Here is a 14,726-nt window from a genome sequence, read left to right as displayed (position 1 = left end):
GCCATGTACCAGCCACCAGAACCGTCTGGAGTAGGCCATTGCCTGCGCTGCAAAAGCTGCATCGACGAATCTGAACAGGTCGGCGGCATCTGCTACGAGTGCCAGCCTTCAACGCAAGGCGAGCAGCCAGCGTTTCCAGTCCAGGCCAGCGACTACGGTGGCCACGGCACCTGCTTCGGTTTGACCATCCGCGATTACTTCGCAGCCAAGGCAATGAACGGCTACCTCGCCAACCCTTGGCAGGCGAAGGAGCTCGACGACACTGGCGACAGTTCGGGCGAGCAGATGCGCATCGTCGCAGAAATCTCCTACGCAATGGCTGACGCCATGCTCGCCGCCCGTGTGAAGCCATGAGCGGCTGGATCAAGTGCAGCGACAGGCTGCCCGAGGTTGGTGTGACCGTCTTGGTCTACGCCCCGCCACAGCCAGATGACTGGCCGGACGACATTCGCATCAGCTTCGACGCGCTGGACCCCGACGCGGACGATCCGCGCTGGCTGGTGCATGGCGAGCACTACGAGCACTTCTGCTGTGTAGCGCTGCCGGAGGGAAGCGTCGGCCCATCGGAGCAGGCACCTTACACGCACTGGATGCCCTGCCCACCTATTCCCGCCGAGTAACCCGCTACCTGGAGGCGACCATGGCCGTCACAGTCGAAACGGCCGCAGTCTTCCGTGGCGGCGGTCGTCGCTGGTTCACCCTGCGCGCTGCATGCGCAGCTGAGGCAAGGGTGCTGCTCAATAAGCACTGCCAGTGCGATCACTTCGAAGATGGGCAGGGTCAACACTGCGACCTGCCCTGCAACCTTCACCACCCTGACCGATACCCGCGAATCATGAAGCGCCTGACGAAAGGCCTCATGCGGCGCTATCGAGCATCCCAACCGTAACTGGAGGCGACAATGGGCGCACTTCGCAAGGCTCAGTTTGAGTACGACAACCGGCTCCCCGGAGAACATCCGGATGATGTGGCCGAGCGTGCCTGGATCGATAACGCCGCAGCCGACTTGCTCGAAGGCCGCGACGTGACGTTCAAGCGCCGCCTGCGCAGTTCGCAGGGCGTGACCTTCGACCAGTTCGCCGTGGCGGTTGATGAGTTCTTGATGGGCCAGCTCAGTGGCTCCGGCATGAGTCCTTCAGTGCTCGGCCGGCTGGTCCTCGCAGCCAAGCGCAAAGACTCGTCCGAGGCGTCCAGCGCGGCCGATGAGGCCATTGCCAGTGCTGACCCAACCGAAGCGCTGCAGGAGATAGCCCGCACGCTGCTCCGCCCACTCGCACGGGACGGCCTGATTGCCCAGGCCGAGGACGCCGAGCTATGAGCCCGCACGTCCTGCTCGACAACGAGCTCGACGCCATGGCGCACCCCGGCACGGACCTGAGCTGGAGCGTCATGGTTCAAAAGCTCATTACCGAAATGCTGGCCGATGAGCGAATCACCATCGAAGAGTTCAACCACTACTGCGGGCGCCTCAACAAGATCGTTGATGGGCGCAAGGAGGTTGCATGAGCGCTGCACTGGTCAAATCCCTGATAGACGAACAGGTTGCCGAACTTCCATCCAGCCAGTGCCTGCCGCCTGACCGCGTACTGTTGCTGTTCAAGGGCCCGACCTTCGCCGCGGCAGTGCACGAGGCCGAGCTGGCCAGCATCGAAAACCCGGCCGCCTGGAAATGCCGGGCCTGCATCTGCGGAGAGTGGACGGTCGGGTATGAGGTGCGGGCATGAGCTACTCACGGACCGACTACTACGCCGAAGGGCTCTCTGAAGCCTTCGATGAACACGGCGTAACCGCGACGCCTGAGCAGATCCGTGCTGTCGCCGAAGATGTTGTCGGCTGGGCGGAGAACATCGGCATGGCGTTCCACGCGCCAGATAGCGACCCGCGTGAAAGCGAGCTGGAAACCCTGCGTAAGCAACTACAGCGCGAGCGCAACAAGGTCGCCTGCAGGACGTGCAAGGGATCAGGCACATTGCACTTCTCCGGCCCCTATCACGGCTCGACCACCAACTGTCACAAGTGCAACGGCGAAGGCAGGCACGACCCATGACCAGCTACCAGCGCGCCAAGCGCATCGCCTACTGGCGTGGATCAGCCCTCACCTTTCTCGTCTGCACCGCCTTCATGCTTGCCAGCTCACTGGCCGGCACCATCACTCAGTAACCCCTTCATCAGCGCCCACCGCAGGGATGGCGCGGGAGATTCGTATGTCCGCACAACAGCAACTGATCGCGATCGACGAGATCAGCGAGGAGAACGCGCCGGTTATCTACGTCGCCGGCGGCCTGCACCAGTTCATCGACGCGGTGAAGGCTGAAGTCGAAGGCGAAGTTCCAGACCTGACCACCCGCAAGGGCCGGGAGCGCATCGCCAGCCTGGCCGCCAAGGTCAGCAAGTCGAAGACCGCCGTCGAGAAGCCGGGCCGCGACTACCTGCGCCGCCTGAAGGAGATGCCGAAGGTTGTCGAGGCCGAGCTGCGCGACTTCGTGACGGCAATGGATAACCTCCGCGACCAGGTGCGCCAGCCGCTGACCGACTGGCAGGCCGCTGAGGATGCCCGGGTTGACCGGCACAACAACGCCATTGCCCACCTCAAGTTGAACGCCGAATCGCTTGAGGGCATCACCGCTGAGGATCTGGCCGATCGGATCGAGAAGGTCGAAGGTGTCGCCCTAGGCAAGCAGTGGGAGGAATTCGAATCCGAAGCGGCCCGGGCCAAGGACGATTCTCTGAAGGTACTCCGCGCGGCTCTGGCCGCCCGCCAGCAGTACGAAGCGGAACAAGCCGAACTTGGCCGCCTGCGCCGCGAAGCAGAAGAACGCGCCGAGCAAGACCGCATCCGGTTGGCACAGGAAGCTGCGGTCGAGCTGGAGCGCCAGCGCGTGGCCCAGGAACAGCAGGCCGAGCGGGACGCGGCCGCCAAGCGCGAACAGGACCTGAAAGACCAGGCCGCTGCACAGGAGCGAGAAGCCGAGAACCAGCGCCTGCAACTCAAATTGCAGGCCGAACAAGCCGAGCGCGCCCGTGTTCAGGCCGAGGCCGACCGTGTTGCTGCAGAGCAGCGTGCTGAGCAAGAGCGCCAGGCAGCGGCACAACGCGCCGAGCATGCAGCCGAACAGGCTCGCATTGATGAACGCCGCCGGGCAGACGCCGCTGCGGCCGAGATTCTCCGCCAGCAGCAAGCCCGCGAGCGCGATGAAGCCCATCGGCGGAGCATCAACCGCGCAGCGCTGGAAGCCTTCATCGCCGGCGGCATGCCTGAGGCCTGCGCGAAACAGGCGGTCACCCTGATCGCCCAGCGCAAGATCCCGAACGTCGCCATTTCCTACTGAGGGACCGAATATGACCAGTCCAATCATCGTGCCGGAGCAGCGCCGCCACTTGGCCGCGCAAGTCCAGCCAGACAGCAGCATCCTTGCCGTAATCAGCCGGGCCGCCACCGACCCAACTTGCGATATCGACAAGCTGGAACGCCTCATGGCGATGCACGAACGCATGCAGGCCCGTGATGCAGAGGCTGAATTTAACGCGGCCATGGCTGCCATGCAGAGCGACATCCCAAGCATCGCCGAGCGCGGCGCCATCGTTGTGAATGGCCAGAAACGCAGCTACTACGCCACCTTCGAGGACATCAACGACGTCATCAAGCCGATCATGCAGGCCCACGGCTTCGCGATCACTTTCAAGGTCGAAAACGTGCCAGCCGGCCTAAGCGTAACCGGAATCTTGATGCACAGGGCCGGTCACCGGGAAAGCACCACCATGCTGCTACCGCTCGACACCAGCGGCAGCAAGAACGCCGTCCAGGCGGTCGGTTCGTCCACCAGCTACGGCAAGCGTTACGTGATGAGCGCCCTCCTCAACCTCACCACCCGCGGCGAGGATGACGACGGCCATGCAGCCGTGCCGACGACCAACGTCACCAGTGTGCAGGCTGCTGGCATCAGCGCGCTGCTCGATCGGTGCACCGAGAAAACCCGCGACTGGTTCACCGGCGAATACGGGTCAGCCGAGTGCGTACCGAAAGGACGCCACGACATCCTGGTCGCCCAACTGAACAAGGCAATCAAAGCTGCGGAGGCTGCAAATGCAGATCATCAGTGACGTCGAACAAGGCACTCAGGCCTGGCTGGATCTGCGCCTGGGAATCATCACCTGCAGCGAACTGGACTGCCTGCTTGTGAACGGCAAGGGCGAGGCCGGGTTCGGCGCCGGTGCCTTCACCTACATGAATACGCTGATCGGCGAGCGCATTACCGGCGAAGCTGCCGATCCGTTCACCGGCAACCGGCACACCGAACGTGGCCATGAGTTGGAAGGCGTCGCCCGCGACCTGTATCGCGACAGAGAAGAAGTTGAGACCCACCAGGTGGGGATAATCCTCAACCACGGCATCGGCTACTCGCCAGACGCCCTGGTCGGCGAAAAAGGCCTGACCGAGATCAAGACCAAACTGCCGAAGCTGCAAGTCGACGTGATCCTGGGCGGTGAAATACCGAAAGAGCACGTCGCCCAGTGCCAAGGCGGCCTGTGGGTGTCGGAGCGCGAGTGGCTGGACTTCATCAGCTACTGGCCCGGCATGCCTCTTTTCGTCAAGCGGGTGTACCGCGATGAAGCCATGATCCGCAAGCTCACCGAACGGGTGAAGACGTTCTACGAAATCCTCGACGAGCGCATGAACCGCGTTCTGGGAATAGCCGCATGATAGACAACCAAATCCTCGTCGGCGCACAGCGCCAGGCAGAACTGGAGGCAGCGAAAGCTGCCTTCTTCGCGTCTGGAGGTCAGCCAACGGTTCTGGCCGGCTTCTCGTACAAGCCGCCTCCATTCCGCCGCCACCCCGAACCGAAGCCAAAAATTCCGAAGCCGGTCAAGGAAAGCGCCAGGCAGCAGCGCAACGCCGAACGCACCGCGCTGATTGCCGAGATGGCAAAAACGATGACCTGCCGGGAGATCTCGCAGGAACTGGGAATTCCACAGAACACGCTCTGGACAATGTCGCAGCGATGCGACTTCAAGTTCGTACCGGGCGTGCAAGGCGGCCGTGATTCGCCCTACACCGACGCCTCGGAAGACGCCAAGCTGGCCGAGCGCATCACCGCGCTACGTGACGTAGGCCTGAGCCGGTACCAGGTGCAGAAGCAAATGACCATCTGCAACCGGACGCTCCTGCGGATCATAAAGGCCTTCGACCTCGACTTCCCAAAGGCGAAAGGCAAGCGCTGCGACGGGCCGATCTGAGGATGAGTCATGACCAAACGCGACGATATCCCGCAGACCTATTACGACGGCCGGGAATGCCGCCAGCGCGGCAGCAACAAGCTGGCCAACCCATTCAGCGCCATCAGCATCAAAGGCGCCTGGTGGCTTGCAGGCTTCAACGACATGGACATGGAACTCACCCATGAAACTCAAACGAATGGCCCTGCAGCGCCACCAGCGCCGGGTTCAGGTTCACTTGCCGCCTAGCGGTCTAAAGGGGGTGATAAATGGCGATGACGCAGCAGGAGCGCGACGAGAAGCGCCGCGCCAAGGCCGCCAAGCTGAAAGAGGAAGACTTGCGCTTGAAGGTTCGACCAGGGACTAAACAGGCCCTGCTGGATCTGATGGAGTGGGCCGGTATCGAGGAACAGGGCGAGGTGATGACGCTGATGATTCATCACCTGCACAGGCTTGGCCCGGGCGGCGCGCTGCCGCTGCTGATACCTCCGCGCCACGAAATCACGGTATCACCGGCTGTGGCGCGGAAGCTGGAGAATTTCCGGGCGCGTGAGGCGCTCAGGATTTCCGCAGACCTTTAGGTAAATAATTAGCTGTTCTTCGACTCTGAAAAACCATCCAAGACCCACACGATCATCCATGCGGCGCCATGCACTGCCACAAAGCCCGCCACACCGAGAGCCACCCATAACAGTCCCATACCGGCAATTTCCTTGAAGTACCTGTCATGCTCGATAATCGCTGCGCCGATGCAGACGACTCCCGCCAACGCCAGCGGGGCAAAGGCTACCATTCGAAGAATTTGCAGGATGCGCCAGTAACCTTCGCTGGGTAGCCAGTGCGGCTTTCGCTTCACCAATGCAATCAATTGCCTCATAAACTCTGCGCTCTATGTCCGTAACCCACCCGTAATACCCCATCCCAAACCAAATTGCCATTACTCGGACTCTCGGGCTCAAGCTGGCATGGTGCGATAGATACAGTAACCAGCGACAGCGGCAATGAGGACAGCCGCACTAGACCCCCACTTAAGTAACCGGAATGACCACTCGCCACGCTTAACTCTTGTCCATTCGGCTTTAAGAATTCCTTGAGACTCAATCACGATTTCGTGCATTGCAGAGTCCTTTTGCTTTTGAGGCAAAAGCATCACAGATCCAAGCTGGTTGAGCATTGTCAACAGTACAACGTGCTCCTTCGGATTCAACCTAAGGATTATTCGGTTGATGCATATCTCAATCTGGATGAGGTAGTCGTGCTGCGACATTAGGAAATCGGTTGCGTCGCCTCGGACCTCCCTGTGATCGGAGGCCGCACTGGTTACAATAAACCAGTGACCTGCCAGTTTGGCGACATCCTCCCTGAGCGCATCGATCCAAGACTGCCGAAACTCCGATGTTTTCTGGTCTTTCGCCAGGATGGCCACGACCAATGAAACCACTCCGGCGATTACGGCCGCTACCACCACGCCTACGAGCGGGACAAGCAAGTCTTCTTTGATCATGAAGTCACCCAATACAAGTTGGGTAAATCATGAGGCACCAAGAGTGAAACTTCTAACTAATTTGCCACCATGCCGCATCCGGCCTCGGAGGGCGGCGCATGCATGGAGAAAGCCATGACTCTGTTCTACCTGCAGGACAGTCGTACCGATGTCGGTGATGGACTGATGTTCTGGGCTCTGGGCGGAGGGTACACCACCAGCCTCGACAAGGCCGAGCTGTTCACCCAGGAGCAGGCCTGCAGCCACCGCGATACCGACATCCCATGGCCGAAGGACTACGTTGATGCCCGCGCACATCTCGGCGTCGACCACCAATACATCAGCCTGGACGAAGCCCGCGACCAGCTGAGCCCGGAATGCACTGTTGTCCTGCAGATCCCGGGACACTGGAACGGGAACGACATCGCCCTGGCCAAGTGGCCAATAGGCCACACCTTCCGATTCGAGAAGGCACACCACCTCACCTTCGAGGCTGCCGAAGCGATCGGCAACACCCCAGAGGAAGCGGTGATCTGGCCCTTGTCTTACCTCGAGGCCAAGGCAAGGCGCCTGGTGCACAAGCGGGACGTGAACATCAAAGAGGCCCTGCGCGGTACCGGTATCGCAATGGCAGCGCCGTGGGAGCAGCGCAAGCCCTGGCAGAGGCCGCTCAACTGCCACGGCTGCGGACGCTTCATCAGCTGGGACGGCCGATTCCTCAACGACTGCCCAAACTGTGGCGCCAACAATTGCTCCTGATACTCCGGCGCTGCTGGTCACCTAAGACCTACGCCTTGAAGGAGTCCGCTAGTTCGGAATGGATTCCGTTCCCCATGACCACGTTTCCAGAGTGAAGGGATCCGCTCCCGTCATCAATCGCGAACGCCACGGAGTACTTCAGCAATATTTCGCGGAGTTTCTCTAATTCTGACGGATCAGAAGGTTGCTTCACCAGAAGCGTTCCTGCACCGGCACCCTCCTCTGATTTTGGGTTGCTTCTTATGAGCACCTCATAGCCTGCCAAATTCGCCATCAGGCTTTCGTAACCTCCAATAACTGCACCGTTTCGAGCCACCCGCGCATGAACAGTCCATACAGCTGCGTAATTGGCGATGACAGCGTCTGGAGGCGACTTTTCTTTCCACTGATCACCCGCGCGGCTCTCGATCCAAAACGGACCTTCACCGAAGAAATCAGAGTGATTCTCTGCGATGTGCGCTACTTCGTAGGCAGATTTTATCGTTGAACCTATTTCGAACACTGGACTTGTAATCGAGACCACGAACATCGATGCAGCGGCCAGACTTCTCAAGTATCTCAACAGGTCCTTTCTTTCTACTCGCTCTTTCATCCAAGGCTCCTTTTTCTGAACTATATCTGCGAGATATTTCCATGACCACAGCAATCGACCTGTTCGCCGGCCTCGGCGGATGGAGCACCGGCGCCCGCGCCGCAGGCGTCCAGGTTCTCTGGGCGGCAAACCATTGGCCTGAGGCCGTGAAATGGCACGCCGCCAATCACAAAGACACCGAGCACGTCTGCCAAGACCTACACCAAGCCCGATGGGAGCAGGTGCCAAAGCATGATCTGCTTCTGGCCTCTCCGTGCTGCCAGGGTCATTCAAAAGCCCGCGGCAAGGCATCGGGCAACCCGCAGCACGACTCATCCCGCTCGACAGCCTGGGCCGTGGTATCCGCCTTGGAGTTTCACAGGCCGGAAGCGGCGCTGGTGGAGAATGTCGAGGAGTTCACCGACTGGGCGCTGTACCCGGCCTGGGTGTCAGCGGTTCAAGCGCTCGGCTACCAGGTCGCGCCGCACGTTGTGGACTGCGCCGATCTGGGCGTGCCGCAGCACCGCGTGCGACTGTTCCTGGTCCTGACCCGCAGCAAGGCGCCACTGATGCTCGAGCTGCACCGGCGCCAGCACGTACCGGCGGCCAGCTTCCTCGACTTCGACGCAGGTAAGTGGACTTCCATCGAGAAGCCAGGCCGGGCCCAGGCCACACTTGACCGAGTGCGCAATGGTCGGGCGCGCTTCGGTGACCGGTTCATCATGCCCTACTACGGCAAAGGCTCTGGCACCACCGGCCGCGACATAAACCGACCAATCGGCACCATCACCACCCTGGATCGCTGGGCCCTGGTCGACGGTGATCGCATGCGAATGCTCAGCGCCAACGAGGCACTGGCCGCACAGTCATTCCCAGCCGACACCCTGCGCCCGAACAACCACCGGCTAACCATGCACATGGCCGGCAATGCGGTACCGCCACTGGCTGGACAGCGTGTGATTGAGGCATTGCTAAAGGCGGCTTAGTGCTTGCGACTCTTACCCAGGCCGTATGCACCACCGCCCACGGTAAACACACTCCTCCCTTTCTTTTTCTTCTTCGAACTGAACAACAAGCGCACTCGGCGTGCTCGGGCTGCTCCTGTCAGATCGCAAACCCTGACACCTTCCGGGCCTTTGCAGCGGTCGATGTGCTTGCGCAGCCTCTTAGCCGTAAACAGCTTGCCGCAATGCTTGCAGACCTGATCAATCGGTCGCCCCTTCGAATCCACTTCAACTGTCATGGCTTCCCTCCATCGAAGCCACGAGCATAACCGCGAGGTATCCCCATGCCCACAGAAAACCGATCCATCAACACCGAACAGATGGTCAGCGTGCCGAAGTTCTACCCGGTAGACGCCCAAAACGCCTATCCCGAGCCAGTCGGTACGTTGGACAAACTGGAACACCACGACGGCGCTGTCTGGGTCCACTTGAACGGAAAGCGTTCCAAGTTGGTCGGTCTGCAATCGCTGGCCTTCCTGATCGGTAACTTGCAGACGATCCAGGCCGAAGTGTTCGGCGACCAGCCAGCCGCGCAGCACCAGGGCGAGCCGGTGGCAGTTCTATATGGCGATGGATCCGTGCTGACAAAGGCGGATTGCGGACACGCTTTTGATACCTGCTGCAAGGTCGAAACACCTCTCTACACCCACGCCGACACGGGCGAGGTTGAACGGCTACGCGTCGCTCTCAAGTTCTACGCAGACCGAGATCACTTCTCGGAAGACATGGGCAGCGACTGGGATAACGTCAGCGGCGAGCCTGCAAACATTCTGTGGCATGAAGATGAGGCGTGGTTCGTCGAAGACGGCTCTATTGCACGGGCAGCCCTGTCCACCAACGCAGAGCCTGCACCATCCTCGGACGGCTTCAGCGCCGAGCAGATGACAGCTCAGGGCGCCGACGGCTACCGGAACGGGATCAAGGCTGCAGCCGAGCTTGCCGCTGACTATCCGGAACTGGCCCAAGCCATCCGCGATTTGCCGCTGCCGCAGTAGCTTTTGACCCTTGGAGTACATTTGTACTCCGCCCCTCTCCCCTCTATTGAATAGCCGCTATATGGCGGCCAAGGAATCCGTATGCCCAGCGCACAAACGGCGGCACGGTGGTGCCCGGACGAATGCCCGATAACAGGCCGCAAGTTCTTCATGTGGATCGAGCACCCCGATGGCGGGATGGTTCCGACCTATGGCGGTCCTTTCGACAGCTTCACGATCCCGACCCGCGACGGCGACGAGGGCTTCTGCTGCGAGCGGTACGACCACGATTACGGTGGTTGGCGCGACGACGAAATGGTGGGCCTCAAGCTGATCGACGACCAAAGCGACGAATGCGAGCACGGCCAGGTTGCCGAGCTGCAGGCGGAAATTGAACGGCTCAAGGGTCGGAGCCGGACCATCACGCTGGCGGGGTGCGAATACACGGAAGATGACCTCATCGGCACAGCGGTCCGGTGCGTCAGCGGAACCAGTAGGCAGAAGACCCCGCGCTGGGTGCTCATGATGGACGCCTTTGTCTGCGGCTCAGGCGTAGCCCAAGCGCTGTGCCGGCGTTACGGGCTAGACCCGGACGAGGGCCTGCGCAAATGACCCGCCTCACCCTCTGCCTCCTGCTGCTGGCCACCGGCGCCAGTGCAGATCCATTACCGCGGTACGTCGAGCGCATCCACGACAGTGAGCGTGCCGTTACCTGCTGGGTCGCCAGCGCAGGCATGGGGATAGGCATCAGCTGCATCCCCGACAGCCAGCTCCAGGCCGGCAACGAGCGACAGCTCTCCCCGCACGAAACCCAACCCGAACCTACACCTGCTCTGGCGCCTAGGCGCTGGATTGATGAGAGGTATCAGCTGTGAGGAACATCAAAACTCGAGAGGGCTATGACCTCTGGGACAAGGCGCACCAACTTCCCAGGTTCAACTTCTGGCGCGGCGGCGAAGACGAGAAAGGAAGCGTCATCCGCGTGCCAGAAAAGCATGGCAACTGGGTCAACTTCGATGACCTAGCCAAGCTCGCTGATGAATATCAGGACGAAATCAACTCGCTGCGCGATCGCCTTACCAGGATTGAACCAAAGGCGGTGCAGCCATGACCGACCTGATCGAAGTGAAAACAGCCGACCTGGCCGGCGAGCCGCTGAACTGGTCGGTGGCAATTGCCATGGGCCTGAGCCCGTCAGTCGTGCCGGCACAGTACGGCGTCCCTGCTCGGGTATTCATCCAGCAAGAAGGGATGTTCCCGGTGCGATACAAGCCTTCTGCTGATTGGCTGGTGGGCGGTCCGCTGATCGAGAAGCACAACATCAGTCTGCACTGCCCACAATCAACGGACGATGTCTGGGCTGCCTGGGTCATCACTGACAAGGGTGAGTTTGTGCAGGCAGGGGAATTCGCTCTGTGCGCAGCCTGCCGTGCGATCGTCGCTGCAAAGCTCGGCGAAACTGTTCAGGTACCAAGTGAGCTGCAGCCATGATCTTCCTACCCATCGCCGCCCTGCTCCCAAAATCACCTTAACTGCCCTGTTGCTTTAGCCTCTTCGAGCACTTCGTGCGCCAGAATTTCAGCGATCATCAGAATCGACGAGCCACCAACCTGAGTTGTTCTTGAAATAAAACCAAAGCTCACATCGATGATCTTTCCTTTCACTGAGTACCTAACTTTGTAGGTATTCCCTTCGAAATTTACCTCCAAGTAGTCGTTCATAATCGATTAGGGCTCCTTGGGTTATTACCTTAATCGTAGACCTGCCACCCCTCTTTTCAACACCCAGCATTGGCCGGGCGAGGATGACCGATGTCCGTAATAAACCGATTCCATGAAATCGCCAACGACGCGCTCGAGGCGATCAATAAGCATCTGATGCCTGGCGCCAAGCTGGCTCTGGTGATTTACACGCCAGGTGAACCAGAGAGGGACATTGTTCTGAAGGACAGAGGCCTGAACGTCGACGAGGTAGTGAGCAGGCTCCGGCGCCGCGGCGGCCTGAGTCTGGATGGCGAGAATGCATACAAGCGCGACCTGTACGACTCGATCCTCGGCGCCTTGGCTTTCGGAAAGCAGAACATCAACCCGCCACCCCAGGGTCACTGGTGTCGGGAGTTCTGGGACATCGGCCGGGCCGAGGGCGCGATGCAGGAGGATCTGGGCGAAGCCCTAGTCCAGGCGCGCGAACAGCGGGATGCCCTGCTCGTCGCTGCGCAAGAGGCCCTTAGAGTGATTGATCGAATCAAGCCAACGGGCCATGGAAACGGAACCCAGGTGCGCCTCGCAGCAGCCATCAAGAAAGCTGTCGTCTAACCCATTCCTACCTATGCCGCCATGCGCGGCGTGGAGACCTACATGGCGAATGCCACCGCAGCAGCGCAAACCGCCCTGCAGCCAAGGTTCCTGCGTGCGAAAGACGCGCCTGGCTACCTCGGCATGTGCAAGGACGAATTCAAGAACACCGTCAGGCCTCACGTCCGAGAATTTCCCATAGGGAAACAGGGCGTTGGATTCGACCGCCTGGAACTGGACGCCTGGGCCGATGCCTACATCGAGTCCATGGCGATTGAAAAAGCAGCCAATCAGGACAACAATCGGCCCCGCAGCGAGCGCCGAGGAGGAGACACATGGCGCAAAAAAGAACCCCGGGCCTCTACGAGAGGAACGGGATCTGGCACATCGACAAGGTCGTCAGAGGTACACGACTTCAAGAAAGCACTGGAACAAGCGAAAGGCACGAAGCAGAGCAGTACTTAGCGCACCGATTGGAAAAACTGAGACAGGCGAAGATATACGGGGTACGGCAGATCAGGACTTGGCGCGAAGCAGCTACCAGGTTTCTCGTCGAGTTCGGGCACCAGGCATCGATTGGCCTATCGGCCATCTACCTTGAGCAGCTCGACCCATTCATTGGGGATCTGCCTATCACGCATATAGATGACGGGACCTTGGCGCCTTTCATCAAGCACAAATTGAGGCCTGGGCAAACTTCAACAGGGAAGCCAAAGCCGCCAGCGTCGAACCGAACCATCAACATCGCTCTTCAGAGGGTGGTTCGGATCTTGAATCTGTGTGCGCGGAAATGGCGGGATGCCGAGAAAAGGCCCTGGCTGGATACTGTCCCTATGATCACGATGCTTGAGGAAAAGCGATCGAGCAGGAAGCCTTACCCGTTGTCGTGGGAGGAGCAGTCAATCCTGTTCGCCGAGCTCCCCGACCACCTCCTGAGGATGGCGCTCTACAAGGTGAACACGGGGTGCCGGGAGCAAGAGGTCTGCAAATTGCGGTGGGAATGGGAGATCAGGGTTCCAGAACTGGGAACAAGCGTGTTCTTGATTCCTGCTGGGTTTGGCGGGCGCCATGAAAAGTCAGGCGTGAAGAATGGCGACGAGCGCCTGGTGGTACTGAACAGCGTGGCGATGTCAGTAGTTGATGGGCAGCGAGGGCTACACGCAGACCTGGTCTTTCCTTACGGACAGTCAGATCAGCATGGGGCAACAGCCGTTCACCGAATGAATGACACGGCATGGAAGAAGGCCCGGGTGCGCGCGGCGGCGAAGTGGGAAGAAAAACACCAGTCGCAGGCGCACCCCGGGTTCCGATCAATCAGGGTTCACGACCTGAAGCACTCCTTCGGACGGCGGCTTCGGGCGGCGGGTATCACAGAGGAAGATCGGAAGGCGTTGCTCGGGCACAAGAATGGCAGCATCACCAGCCACTATTCAAGTGCAGAACTCGGGCAGCTGATTGAAGCAGCCAACAAGGTGTCAGCGACAGATTCGCGCGGGCCGGCGCTGACGATACTGAGGAGGAAAACGGGATGAACCCCCGCAAAAGTCCCTGACCCCAGAAACAACAAAGCCACCCGAAGGTGGCTAAGTCGTTGAAATATATGGTCGGGACGGAGTGATTCGAACACTCGACCCCTTGCACCCCATGCAAGTGCGCTACCGGGCTGCGCTACGCCCCGACTGGGCTTGAAGCATGTTCCCCTAGTTGCTGAGAACGTTGAAGAATGTACCCTAACCTTTTGAATTATGGAAGCATTTTTTCCAAAATTCCGGGCCTGATAACGGCTACTTCTTCAGCACCACCAACACGTCTTCCAACTCGACAATCATCTGCCGGATCAGCTGTTTGTACTGGGTGGTGTCGTCCTTGGCTTCATCGCCAGAGAGGCGCAAACGCGCCCCGCCGATGGTGAAGCCCTGGTCGTACAGCAGCGCGCGGATCTGGCGGATCATCAGCACGTCCTGGCGCTGATAGTACCGTCGGTTACCGCGGCGCTTAACCGGGTTGAGTTGGGGGAATTCCTGCTCCCAGTAGCGGAGCACATGCGGTTTTACCGCACAAAGCTCGCTCACTTCACCAATGGTGAAGTAGCGCTTGCCTGGAATCGGCGGAAGCTCGTCGTTATGACTTGGTTCCAGCATAGGCCTCAACTCGGGCTTTCAACTTCTGCCCTGGACGAAAGGTGACGACTCGACGCGCCGTGATCGGGATCTCTTCCCCCGTCTTGGGGTTGCGGCCCGGCCGCTGGCGTTTGTCCCGCAGGTCAAAATTGCCGAATCCGGACAATTTGACCTGCTCGTTGTCTTCTAGAGCGTGCCTGATTTCCTCAAAGAACAGCTCAACCAATTCCTTGGCTTCACGCTTGTTCAGGCCCAGCTCCTCGTACAGCCGTTCGGCCATCTCAGCTTTCGTCAGAGCACCCAT

29 protein-coding genes and 1 tRNA gene are annotated in these 14,726 nt (G+C 59.9%); 22 read left to right on the top strand and 8 right to left on the bottom strand.

Going from position 1 to position 14,726, the window contains the following annotated elements; all coding sequences use genetic code 11:
* Window positions 1–3: 3 nt before the first annotated feature.
* From DM813_RS18870 to DM813_RS18810, 12 genes are all read left to right on the top strand, one after another.
* Entirely contained in the window at window positions 4–354 is a 351-nt protein-coding gene (locus tag DM813_RS18870) for a hypothetical protein (RefSeq protein ID WP_128324887.1), read from the top strand.
* The gene (locus DM813_RS18865; RefSeq protein WP_128324886.1) at window positions 351–620 is read left to right on the top strand and encodes a DUF551 domain-containing protein; all 270 of its coding nucleotides are present in this window, start codon (window positions 351–353) and stop codon (window positions 618–620) included. Before DM813_RS18870 ends, DM813_RS18865 begins: the two co-directional genes overlap by 4 nt.
* A gap of 281 nt (window positions 621–901) precedes the next feature.
* The gene (locus DM813_RS18855) at window positions 902–1,318 is read left to right on the top strand and encodes a hypothetical protein (RefSeq protein ID WP_128324884.1); all 417 of its coding nucleotides are present in this window, start codon (window positions 902–904) and stop codon (window positions 1,316–1,318) included.
* A complete protein-coding gene (locus DM813_RS18850) occupies window positions 1,315–1,506 on the top strand; it encodes a hypothetical protein (RefSeq protein ID WP_128324883.1) in 192 nt (63 codons plus the stop codon). The genes DM813_RS18855 and DM813_RS18850 overlap by 4 nt, the downstream gene beginning before the upstream one ends.
* Window positions 1,503–1,724: a hypothetical protein gene (locus DM813_RS18845; RefSeq protein ID WP_128324882.1), complete on the top strand. Its 222-nt coding sequence runs from the start codon at window positions 1,503–1,505 to the stop codon at window positions 1,722–1,724. The genes DM813_RS18850 and DM813_RS18845 overlap by 4 nt, the downstream gene beginning before the upstream one ends.
* Window positions 1,721–2,047: a hypothetical protein gene (locus tag DM813_RS18840; protein WP_128324881.1), complete on the top strand. Its 327-nt coding sequence runs from the start codon at window positions 1,721–1,723 to the stop codon at window positions 2,045–2,047. Before DM813_RS18845 ends, DM813_RS18840 begins: the two co-directional genes overlap by 4 nt.
* 157 nt (window positions 2,048–2,204) lie before the next feature.
* The gene (locus tag DM813_RS18835; RefSeq protein WP_128324880.1) at window positions 2,205–3,329 is read left to right on the top strand and encodes a hypothetical protein; all 1,125 of its coding nucleotides are present in this window, start codon (window positions 2,205–2,207) and stop codon (window positions 3,327–3,329) included.
* Between the two features lie 10 nt (window positions 3,330–3,339).
* Window positions 3,340–4,101, top strand: a complete 762-nt coding sequence (locus DM813_RS18830; protein ID WP_128324879.1) for an ERF family protein — start codon at window positions 3,340–3,342, stop codon at window positions 4,099–4,101.
* Entirely contained in the window at window positions 4,085–4,702 is a 618-nt protein-coding gene (locus DM813_RS18825) for a lambda exonuclease family protein (protein WP_128324878.1), read from the top strand. Before DM813_RS18830 ends, DM813_RS18825 begins: the two co-directional genes overlap by 17 nt.
* Window positions 4,699–5,238: a hypothetical protein gene (locus DM813_RS18820; RefSeq protein WP_128324877.1), complete on the top strand. Its 540-nt coding sequence runs from the start codon at window positions 4,699–4,701 to the stop codon at window positions 5,236–5,238. Before DM813_RS18825 ends, DM813_RS18820 begins: the two co-directional genes overlap by 4 nt.
* A 9-nt stretch (window positions 5,239–5,247) precedes the next feature.
* A complete protein-coding gene (locus DM813_RS18815) occupies window positions 5,248–5,466 on the top strand; it encodes a hypothetical protein (protein WP_128324876.1) in 219 nt (72 codons plus the stop codon).
* A gap of 20 nt (window positions 5,467–5,486) precedes the next feature.
* Window positions 5,487–5,798 (top strand): hypothetical protein, encoded by a 312-nt coding sequence (locus DM813_RS18810; protein ID WP_128324875.1) that lies wholly within the window; start codon window positions 5,487–5,489, stop codon window positions 5,796–5,798.
* Window positions 5,799–5,806: 8 nt separating this feature from the next.
* Here DM813_RS18810 and DM813_RS18805 read toward each other — a convergent pair whose 3' ends face one another.
* Complete coding sequence (locus DM813_RS18805; RefSeq protein WP_128324874.1) at window positions 5,807–6,094, bottom strand: hypothetical protein; 288 nt, start codon at window positions 6,092–6,094, stop codon at window positions 5,807–5,809.
* 78 nt (window positions 6,095–6,172) lie between these two features.
* Window positions 6,173–6,721, bottom strand: coding sequence for a hypothetical protein (locus DM813_RS18800; RefSeq protein WP_128324873.1), 549 nt, complete (start codon window positions 6,719–6,721; stop codon window positions 6,173–6,175).
* Window positions 6,722–6,835: 114 nt separating this feature from the next.
* Here DM813_RS18800 and DM813_RS18795 point away from each other — a divergent pair, with 114 nt between their 5' ends.
* On the top strand, window positions 6,836–7,459 hold the full coding sequence (locus DM813_RS18795; RefSeq protein WP_128324872.1) for a hypothetical protein: 624 nt from the start codon (window positions 6,836–6,838) through the stop codon (window positions 7,457–7,459).
* Between the two features lie 28 nt (window positions 7,460–7,487).
* Here the strand turns inward: DM813_RS18795 and DM813_RS18790 are convergent, their stop codons facing one another.
* Window positions 7,488–8,051: a hypothetical protein gene (locus DM813_RS18790; RefSeq protein WP_128324871.1), complete on the bottom strand. Its 564-nt coding sequence runs from the start codon at window positions 8,049–8,051 to the stop codon at window positions 7,488–7,490.
* A gap of 41 nt (window positions 8,052–8,092) precedes the next feature.
* Here DM813_RS18790 and DM813_RS18785 point away from each other — a divergent pair, with 41 nt between their 5' ends.
* Complete coding sequence (locus DM813_RS18785; protein WP_128324870.1) at window positions 8,093–9,016, top strand: DNA cytosine methyltransferase; 924 nt, start codon at window positions 8,093–8,095, stop codon at window positions 9,014–9,016.
* Here DM813_RS18785 and DM813_RS18780 read toward each other — a convergent pair.
* Window positions 9,013–9,273: a C2HC-type zinc finger protein gene (locus DM813_RS18780; protein ID WP_128324869.1), complete on the bottom strand. Its 261-nt coding sequence runs from the start codon at window positions 9,271–9,273 to the stop codon at window positions 9,013–9,015. The two genes, DM813_RS18785 and DM813_RS18780, sit on opposite strands and share 4 nt — an antisense overlap.
* Window positions 9,274–9,318: 45 nt before the next feature.
* Between DM813_RS18780 and DM813_RS18775 the strand changes: the two genes are divergently transcribed.
* From DM813_RS18775 to DM813_RS18755, 5 genes are all read left to right on the top strand, one after another.
* Window positions 9,319–10,029: a hypothetical protein gene (locus tag DM813_RS18775; RefSeq protein ID WP_128324868.1), complete on the top strand. Its 711-nt coding sequence runs from the start codon at window positions 9,319–9,321 to the stop codon at window positions 10,027–10,029.
* Window positions 10,030–10,110: 81 nt separating this feature from the next.
* On the top strand, window positions 10,111–10,620 hold the full coding sequence (locus DM813_RS28690; protein ID WP_241653199.1) for a hypothetical protein: 510 nt from the start codon (window positions 10,111–10,113) through the stop codon (window positions 10,618–10,620).
* Window positions 10,617–10,883 (top strand): hypothetical protein, encoded by a 267-nt coding sequence (locus DM813_RS18765; RefSeq protein ID WP_128324867.1) that lies wholly within the window; start codon window positions 10,617–10,619, stop codon window positions 10,881–10,883. The genes DM813_RS28690 and DM813_RS18765 overlap by 4 nt, the downstream gene beginning before the upstream one ends.
* Window positions 10,880–11,119, top strand: coding sequence for a hypothetical protein (locus DM813_RS18760; RefSeq protein WP_128324866.1), 240 nt, complete (start codon window positions 10,880–10,882; stop codon window positions 11,117–11,119). Before DM813_RS18765 ends, DM813_RS18760 begins: the two co-directional genes overlap by 4 nt.
* On the top strand, window positions 11,116–11,499 hold the full coding sequence (locus tag DM813_RS18755; protein WP_128324865.1) for a phage protein NinX family protein: 384 nt from the start codon (window positions 11,116–11,118) through the stop codon (window positions 11,497–11,499). Before DM813_RS18760 ends, DM813_RS18755 begins: the two co-directional genes overlap by 4 nt.
* A gap of 32 nt (window positions 11,500–11,531) precedes the next feature.
* Here DM813_RS18755 and DM813_RS18750 read toward each other — a convergent pair whose 3' ends face one another.
* Window positions 11,532–11,729, bottom strand: coding sequence for a hypothetical protein (locus tag DM813_RS18750; RefSeq protein WP_128324864.1), 198 nt, complete (start codon window positions 11,727–11,729; stop codon window positions 11,532–11,534).
* Window positions 11,730–11,819: 90 nt separating this feature from the next.
* On the opposite strand from DM813_RS18750, the gene DM813_RS18745 reads away from it, so the two are divergent.
* The 3 genes from DM813_RS18745 to DM813_RS18735 are packed head-to-tail and all read left to right on the top strand — an operon-like array spanning window position 11,820 to window position 13,834.
* Entirely contained in the window at window positions 11,820–12,323 is a 504-nt protein-coding gene (locus DM813_RS18745) for a hypothetical protein (RefSeq protein ID WP_128324863.1), read from the top strand.
* A gap of 42 nt (window positions 12,324–12,365) precedes the next feature.
* Window positions 12,366–12,767, top strand: coding sequence for a hypothetical protein (locus tag DM813_RS18740; protein ID WP_241653198.1), 402 nt, complete (start codon window positions 12,366–12,368; stop codon window positions 12,765–12,767).
* Window positions 12,680–13,834 carry a tyrosine-type recombinase/integrase gene (locus DM813_RS18735; RefSeq protein WP_241653213.1) on the top strand — a complete coding sequence of 385 codons (1,155 nt, stop codon included), beginning with the start codon at window positions 12,680–12,682 and terminating at the stop codon, window positions 13,832–13,834. Before DM813_RS18740 ends, DM813_RS18735 begins: the two co-directional genes overlap by 88 nt.
* A 69-nt stretch (window positions 13,835–13,903) precedes the next feature.
* Here the strand turns inward: DM813_RS18735 and DM813_RS18730 are convergent.
* The 3 genes from DM813_RS18730 to ihfA form a co-directional block, all read right to left on the bottom strand.
* Window positions 13,904–13,980, bottom strand: a tRNA-Pro gene (locus tag DM813_RS18730).
* A gap of 106 nt (window positions 13,981–14,086) precedes the next feature.
* A complete protein-coding gene (locus DM813_RS18725) occupies window positions 14,087–14,443 on the bottom strand; it encodes a MerR family transcriptional regulator (protein ID WP_010222411.1) in 357 nt (118 codons plus the stop codon).
* Window positions 14,424–14,726, bottom strand: coding sequence for an integration host factor subunit alpha (gene ihfA / locus DM813_RS18720; RefSeq protein ID WP_002553164.1), 303 nt, complete (start codon window positions 14,724–14,726; stop codon window positions 14,424–14,426). Before ihfA ends, DM813_RS18725 begins: the two co-directional genes overlap by 20 nt.

Origin of the sequence: Pseudomonas alkylphenolica, assembly GCF_004025535.1 — a bacterium.
Classification (GTDB): Bacteria; Pseudomonadota; Gammaproteobacteria; order Pseudomonadales; family Pseudomonadaceae; genus Aquipseudomonas; species Aquipseudomonas alkylphenolica_A.
This window is presented reverse-complemented; position numbering and strand designations above follow the sequence as displayed.

Bases quoted from the DNA above. Each gene is read 5' to 3' on its own strand.
- DM813_RS18870 (WP_128324887.1), top strand. From the start codon at position 4: ATGTACCAGCCACCAGAACCGTCTGGAGTAGGCCATTGCCTGCGCTGC.
- DM813_RS18865 (WP_128324886.1), top strand. From the start codon at position 351: ATGAGCGGCTGGATCAAGTGCAGCGACAGGCTGCCCGAGGTTGGTGTG.
- DM813_RS18855 (WP_128324884.1), top strand. From the start codon at position 902: ATGGGCGCACTTCGCAAGGCTCAGTTTGAGTACGACAACCGGCTCCCC.
- DM813_RS18850 (WP_128324883.1), top strand. From the start codon at position 1,315: ATGAGCCCGCACGTCCTGCTCGACAACGAGCTCGACGCCATGGCGCAC.
- DM813_RS18845 (WP_128324882.1), top strand. From the start codon at position 1,503: ATGAGCGCTGCACTGGTCAAATCCCTGATAGACGAACAGGTTGCCGAA.
- DM813_RS18840 (WP_128324881.1), top strand. From the start codon at position 1,721: ATGAGCTACTCACGGACCGACTACTACGCCGAAGGGCTCTCTGAAGCC.
- DM813_RS18835 (WP_128324880.1), top strand. From the start codon at position 2,205: ATGTCCGCACAACAGCAACTGATCGCGATCGACGAGATCAGCGAGGAG.
- DM813_RS18830 (WP_128324879.1), top strand. From the start codon at position 3,340: ATGACCAGTCCAATCATCGTGCCGGAGCAGCGCCGCCACTTGGCCGCG.
- DM813_RS18825 (WP_128324878.1), top strand. From the start codon at position 4,085: ATGCAGATCATCAGTGACGTCGAACAAGGCACTCAGGCCTGGCTGGAT.
- DM813_RS18820 (WP_128324877.1), top strand. From the start codon at position 4,699: ATGATAGACAACCAAATCCTCGTCGGCGCACAGCGCCAGGCAGAACTG.
- DM813_RS18815 (WP_128324876.1), top strand. From the start codon at position 5,248: ATGACCAAACGCGACGATATCCCGCAGACCTATTACGACGGCCGGGAA.
- DM813_RS18810 (WP_128324875.1), top strand. From the start codon at position 5,487: ATGGCGATGACGCAGCAGGAGCGCGACGAGAAGCGCCGCGCCAAGGCC.
- DM813_RS18805 (WP_128324874.1), bottom strand. From the start codon at position 6,094: ATGAGGCAATTGATTGCATTGGTGAAGCGAAAGCCGCACTGGCTACCC.
- DM813_RS18800 (WP_128324873.1), bottom strand. From the start codon at position 6,721: ATGATCAAAGAAGACTTGCTTGTCCCGCTCGTAGGCGTGGTGGTAGCG.
- DM813_RS18795 (WP_128324872.1), top strand. From the start codon at position 6,836: ATGACTCTGTTCTACCTGCAGGACAGTCGTACCGATGTCGGTGATGGA.
- DM813_RS18790 (WP_128324871.1), bottom strand. From the start codon at position 8,051: ATGAAAGAGCGAGTAGAAAGAAAGGACCTGTTGAGATACTTGAGAAGT.
- DM813_RS18785 (WP_128324870.1), top strand. From the start codon at position 8,093: ATGACCACAGCAATCGACCTGTTCGCCGGCCTCGGCGGATGGAGCACC.
- DM813_RS18780 (WP_128324869.1), bottom strand. From the start codon at position 9,273: ATGACAGTTGAAGTGGATTCGAAGGGGCGACCGATTGATCAGGTCTGC.
- DM813_RS18775 (WP_128324868.1), top strand. From the start codon at position 9,319: ATGCCCACAGAAAACCGATCCATCAACACCGAACAGATGGTCAGCGTG.
- DM813_RS28690 (WP_241653199.1), top strand. From the start codon at position 10,111: ATGCCCAGCGCACAAACGGCGGCACGGTGGTGCCCGGACGAATGCCCG.
- DM813_RS18765 (WP_128324867.1), top strand. From the start codon at position 10,617: ATGACCCGCCTCACCCTCTGCCTCCTGCTGCTGGCCACCGGCGCCAGT.
- DM813_RS18755 (WP_128324865.1), top strand. From the start codon at position 11,116: ATGACCGACCTGATCGAAGTGAAAACAGCCGACCTGGCCGGCGAGCCG.
- DM813_RS18750 (WP_128324864.1), bottom strand. From the start codon at position 11,729: ATGAACGACTACTTGGAGGTAAATTTCGAAGGGAATACCTACAAAGTT.
- DM813_RS18745 (WP_128324863.1), top strand. From the start codon at position 11,820: ATGTCCGTAATAAACCGATTCCATGAAATCGCCAACGACGCGCTCGAG.
- DM813_RS18740 (WP_241653198.1), top strand. From the start codon at position 12,366: ATGGCGAATGCCACCGCAGCAGCGCAAACCGCCCTGCAGCCAAGGTTC.
- DM813_RS18725 (WP_010222411.1), bottom strand. From the start codon at position 14,443: ATGCTGGAACCAAGTCATAACGACGAGCTTCCGCCGATTCCAGGCAAG.
- ihfA (WP_002553164.1), bottom strand. From the start codon at position 14,726: ATGGGTGCTCTGACGAAAGCTGAGATGGCCGAACGGCTGTACGAGGAG.